Here is a 4,745-nt window from a genome sequence, read left to right as displayed (position 1 = left end):
TGGGACGAGGACGACAACAGCTCGCGGAATCAAATTCCCACGGTGATCTATGGAGCGAACGTCAGGCCGGGCACCTACACCGAGACCATCAGCCACTACAACGTGTTGTCCACGCTCGAGGAGATGTACGGCCTGCCCAAGCTCGGCCTTGCAGCCAGAGCACCCGCCATCACAGACATCTGGGGCGGCTAACCCGAAACCGGCGCGCATACCGCGCGGCTAAGAGTGGACTCGGTCCGCCGGCCGCACGGCCCCGTCGCTATTGTGTGCCGCGTGACATCTCTGACGGCTGAAGCCAGCAGCTTCATGGCCTTTACTCAGCCCCAGACTCTTTTCTGCGGTTCATCTCCCGATGCTGCACGAAGGATCAGTCCAATCCCGAAAGGAACAGTATCCGTGAGCAACGACAATGGCCGCCGACGACTGAAGCTGCCGGTCCTCTCGGGACGCACTGATGGCTGCTGACCTTGTGCCGATCCGCTTGAGCCTGACCGACGGTGACCGCTACACGCTGTGGGCGCCCCGCTGGCGCGATGCGGGTGACGAGTGGGAGGCGTTTCTTGGTAAGGATGAGGACCTGTACGGCTTTGAGACGGCCGCTGACCTGGTGGCATTCGTGCGCACCGACACCGACAACGATCTGGTGGACCACCCGGGGTGGCAACGGCTGACCGAGGCCAACGCCCATAAGCTCGAGCCCGTCGAAGACAAGCAATTCGACCTGATCGCGGTTGAAGAGCTGGTTGCAGAGAAACCGACCGAGGAGTCGGTGACGGCGCTGGCCAACACGCTGGCGATCGTCTCGTCGATTGGGTCGGTCTGCGAGCTGCCTGCGGTGATGAAGTTTTTCAACGGCAACCCGACCTTGGGCACGTTGGGCGGCGGAATCGGCCACTTCACCGGCAAAGCCGGTCTCAAGCGCTGGAATGTGATCGCCGAAATCGTCGGACGAGGCTGGGACCAGGTGCTCGCCGCGCTGGACGAGATCATCAGCGTTCCTGACGTGGATAGCACCGTGTCCGAAGTCGCCGCGGCCGAACTGGCCGAGCCGCTCGAGGAAGAGGACCTCGACGAGGAAAGCGCCGAGCAGGAACAGACCGAGCCCGCCGACGATGCTGCCCCCGAAGGCGTCCAGCAGGCGCCGTCCACCGGCGACGAGATTGTGCTCGGCGGCGACGAGGACTTCTGGGCGCAAGTCGGTATCGACCCGATCCGGATCATGATCGGTGGACGCAGCTTCTACACGCTGCGCTGCTATTTCGACGATCGCCCGATCTTCCTGGGCCGCAACGGTCGAATCAGTGTCTTCGCCTCGGAGCGGGCCCTGGCCAGATATCTCGCCGACGAGCGCGACCACGATCTGGCGGAGCTGAGCACCTACGACGACATCCGCACCGCGGCAACCGACGGCTCGCTGCGGATCGACGTGACCCACGACAACGGCTATGTCCTGACCGGGCTGGCCGACGATTTGGCCGCCGGGCCGGACGCAGTGGACCGTGAGCAGCTTGATCTGGCCGTCGAATTGCTACGCGATGTCGGTGACTACGCCGAGGACAACACCGCCGACAAGGCACTCGCTACGGAGCGCCCGTTGGGCAAGCTGGTGGCCTGTGTCCTCGAACCCGACGCGGTGAGCAAACCCGCGCCTCCCTATGCCGAGGCCGTCCGGGCGTGGGAAGAGCTGGAGCAGTTCGTGGAGTCGCGGCTAAGGCGCGAATAGCGCCGCGAGCCGGCGACGACAACTCGCGATGGCACACGCCTATACATTCCTGAGTCTGTCCTGATAATTTCTCAGCTTAAGCGTAATATCTGGGGCCACGGACGAGGGAGGACCTATGAGCTACCAGACCCCGCAACGTGCCATCCTGGCTGGCCTGGGTGCTGCCGCCGGAGCTTTCGGCGCCGCTGCGATGATGTCGGCGGCCGGCGCACCCACCGCCCACGCCGACGACTTCACCGACACCATCGCCATCGTCGAGGGCGACCTTGCTGACGGTCAGACCGCGTTCACCACCGCATTTACCGACTTCGGCAGCAATCTTCTGCCCGACGGCACGGCACAATTTTTCAACGGTGTGGACGACGACCTTCTGCTTGCGCCCGCTAACTTCCTGGCCGGAACGGTCGAAGGGTTGACGAATGAAACGTTCGACCTCGGCACGGGTTCTTTCACGTTATCGAATCCGTATACTTTCGCAGAGGGCTTTGGCCTTGGGATAAACGACTTCCAAGCGGGCCTGGGCGAGTTGAGCTTCGCCGGGACGAAGCTTATCGAGGGTGATTTCGGCGACGCTACCTACGACGCCGTTATCGGTGCGGGCCTCACGGGCATTGTTTCGCCGGAGGAATTCCTGCTCGGTTCATTTTTTTCGCCGTTGGCGCCCGGCTAGCTGGGCGCCGTCGCTAGGAGCGTCGGTGATGGTGCTCGCAAGTGCGGTAACAGAGCGGGCCCATGGCGCCGCAAGCCGGCGACGACATCCATCTGAGCGTCGCGGCTAACGCGCGAATAAGGCGTTAGCCGATCAGGACCGCAAAGCGTGGTTTGATGACTTCGTCGATAATCGCCAACCGCTCGTCGAAGGGAATGAACGCCGACTTCATCGCGTTGATCGTGAACCGCGCGAGGTCGGTCCACCCGTAGCCGAACGCGTCGACGAGAACGAGCATCTCCTGGCTCATTGTCGTGTCGCTCATCAACCGGTTGTCGGTGTTGACGGTGACCCGGAACCGGGCCCGCGCGAGCAGGTCGAACGGATGCTCGGCGATGCTCTTGACTGCGCCGGTTTGGACGTTGGAGCTGGGGCACAGCTCCAACGGAATCCGCTTGTCCCGCAATATCGATGCCAATCGGCCCAGACGCACCGCGCCGTCCTCGGCGACATCGATGTCGTCGACGATCCGCACCCCGTGCCCGAGCCGGTCGGCGCCGCAGAACGCGATCGCCTCGTGGATAGACGGCAAACCGAAGGCCTCACCCGCGTGAATCGTGAAGCGGGCGTTGTTGTTTCGCATGTATTCGAACGCGTCCAGGTGCCGGGTGGGCGGATAGCCGGCCTCCGCCCCGGCGATGTCGAAACCGACCACGCCCTTGTCACGGAATCGGATCGCAAGCTCGGCGATTTCGCGGGACAGCGCGGCATGCCGCATCGCGGTGACCAGACACCGTACGACGATCGGTCGCCCCGCTGCCGCGGCTGCCTTCTCCCCGTCCGCGAAACCCGCCAACACGGCATCGGTGACCGCGTCGAAGGAGAGTCCGCGGTTGATGTGCAGTTCCGGGGCGAACCGTACCTCCGCGTAGACCACCGAGTCGGTGGACAGGTCCTCCACACACTCGTAGGCCACCCGGTGCAGCGACTCGGGGGTCTGCATCACCGCCACGGTGTGGGAGAACGGCTCGAGGTAGCGCTCCAACGATCCGCTGTGCGACGACGTGTGAAACCACCGTGTCAACTCGTCGACGTCGGTGGCGGGCAGGCCGTCATAGCCGGTCTGGCCGGCGATGTCGATGACGGTAGCCGGGCGCAAACCGCCGTCGAGGTGATCGTGCAACAGCGCCTTGGGCGCCCGCTTGATTGCCTCCAAGCTCAGTGGCGTCGTCATCAGTCGATCCGACCAATGATCAGCGGTCGCCGGACGGGCGGTGTATCGCCCACGCTCCAGCCCGCGGCCAGCTCGGCCATCGCAGGCTCGAAGCGTTCGGGAGTATCGGTGTACAGCGTGAACAGCGCCTCGCCGGCGGCCACCGGCTCGCCGGGACGGCGGTGAATCTGAATCCCTGCCCCGGGCTGGACCAGCTCGCCCGGACGGGACCTGCCCGCTCCGAGCCGCCACACCGTCAGCCCCACTGCCATCGCATCGATATCGCCCATTGTGCCGCCCCGGCCGGCGGTCACGGTTTCGGAGTACTTACCAACCGGCAACGGTACGGACAAGTCACCGCCCTGCGCGGCGATCAGCGCGCGAAATCGGTCCATCGCGGTGCCGTCGCGCAACGTCTGTGCCGGATCCCGGCGGTCGATGCCGGCGATCTCGAGCATGTCACCGGCGAGCTGCAGGGTCAGCTCCACCACATCGGGCGGCCCGCCGCCGGCCAGCACCTCCAGTGCTTCGGCGACTTCGAGCGCGTTGCCCGCGGCCAAGCCGAGCGGGCTGTTCATATCGGTCAACAGCGCGCGGACCGGCAGCCCGTGTTCTGCGCCGAGCGCCACCATGGTTTCGGCCAGCTCACGGCACTGCGATTCCGAGCTGAGCAACGCACCGGAACCGACCTTCACGTCGAGCACCAGCGCGCCCGCCCCCTCGGCGATTTTCTTGCTCATCACCGAGCTCGCAATCAGCGGCAGCGACTCGACGGTTGCCGTGATATCGCGCAGCGCGTAGAGCTTGGCGTCGGCGGGTGCTAGCCGACCAGCCGCAAAGATGGCCGCGCCGACGTCGGAAAGTTGTTGGCGCACTTGCTCATTAGTCAGATCCGCGGTGAAGCCGGCGATGGATTCCAACTTGTCGAGGGTACCGCCGGTGTGGCCCAGTCCACGACCCGATGCCTGTGGCACGCCGCCGCCGCACGCCGCGACCACCGATACCAGCGGCAGCGTGATCTTGTCGCCGACCCCGCCGGTGGAGTGCTTGTCCACCGTCGGCAGCGGATGACCGTCACGGCGCAATTCGGTGAAATCCATTCGCTCACCGGAGGCCACCATCGCCGCCGTCCAGCGCGCGGTTTCGCCGTAGTCCATGCC

General features: G+C 65.0%; 5 protein-coding genes. 3 read left to right on the top strand and 2 right to left on the bottom strand.

Translation table 11 applies throughout. The features are described 5' to 3' along the window. The 3 genes from WBF82_RS10325 to WBF82_RS10315 all read left to right on the top strand — a co-directional run. Positions 1-192, top strand: a 192-nt coding sequence (locus WBF82_RS10325; protein ID WP_424382942.1) for an alkaline phosphatase family protein, incomplete at its 5' end; no start/stop codon positions are given. Between the two features lie 262 nt (positions 193-454). Continuing rightward, positions 455-1,723 carry a primosomal protein gene (locus WBF82_RS10320; protein ID WP_424382941.1) on the top strand — a complete coding sequence of 423 codons (1,269 nt, stop codon included), beginning with the start codon at positions 455-457 and terminating at the stop codon, positions 1,721-1,723. A 115-nt stretch (positions 1,724-1,838) separates the two neighbouring features. Continuing rightward, positions 1,839-2,393 (top strand): hypothetical protein, encoded by a 555-nt coding sequence (locus WBF82_RS10315; RefSeq protein WP_424382940.1) that lies wholly within the window; start codon positions 1,839-1,841, stop codon positions 2,391-2,393. Between the two features lie 124 nt (positions 2,394-2,517). On the opposite strand, the gene WBF82_RS10310 is transcribed toward WBF82_RS10315, so the two are convergent. Next, a complete protein-coding gene (locus tag WBF82_RS10310; protein ID WP_424382939.1) occupies positions 2,518-3,606 on the bottom strand; it encodes an adenosine deaminase in 1,089 nt (362 codons plus the stop codon). Beyond that, a partial coding sequence (locus WBF82_RS10305) for a thymidine phosphorylase (RefSeq protein ID WP_424382938.1) occupies positions 3,606-4,745 on the bottom strand: 1,140 nt, incomplete at its 5' end. The genes WBF82_RS10310 and WBF82_RS10305, both read right to left, overlap by 1 nt.

Source organism: Mycobacterium sp., from assembly GCF_049673265.1.
Classification (GTDB): Bacteria; Actinomycetota; Actinomycetes; order Mycobacteriales; family Mycobacteriaceae; genus Mycobacterium.
This window is presented reverse-complemented; position numbering and strand designations above follow the sequence as displayed.

Bases quoted from the DNA above. Each gene is read 5' to 3' on its own strand.
- WBF82_RS10320 (WP_424382941.1), top strand. From the start codon at position 455: ATGGCTGCTGACCTTGTGCCGATCCGCTTGAGCCTGACCGACGGTGAC.
- WBF82_RS10315 (WP_424382940.1), top strand. From the start codon at position 1,839: ATGAGCTACCAGACCCCGCAACGTGCCATCCTGGCTGGCCTGGGTGCT.
- WBF82_RS10310 (WP_424382939.1), bottom strand. From the start codon at position 3,606: ATGACGACGCCACTGAGCTTGGAGGCAATCAAGCGGGCGCCCAAGGCG.